Origin of the sequence: Zobellella taiwanensis (genome assembly GCF_003012795.1) — a bacterium.
GTDB lineage: Bacteria > Pseudomonadota > Gammaproteobacteria > Enterobacterales > Aeromonadaceae > Oceanimonas > Oceanimonas taiwanensis.
Genome location: NZ_PXYH01000109.1, coordinates 1 through 202, shown reverse-complemented (window position 1 = coordinate 202; position 202 = coordinate 1). Strand labels below are relative to the sequence as shown.

General features: G+C 54.5%; 1 rRNA gene. It reads left to right on the top strand.

The annotated features are described in order from the left end of the window. Nucleotides 1-174, top strand: a 23S ribosomal RNA gene (locus C7I36_RS17150); the annotation flags it as partial. Between the last annotated feature and the right edge of the window lie 28 nt (nucleotides 175-202).

Here is a 202-nt window from a genome sequence, read left to right as displayed (position 1 = left end):
GGAATCGATAACCGCTGAAAGCATCTAAGCGGGAAGCGAGCCCCGAGATGAGTCATCCCTGGCTCCTAGAGAGCCCTGAAGGGCCGTTTGAGACTAAGACGTAGATAGGCAGGGTGTGGACGCGTTGCGAGACGTGAAGCTAACCTGTACTAATGCCCCGTGCGGCTTAACCATACAACACCCAAGAAGTGTGAGAGACTTG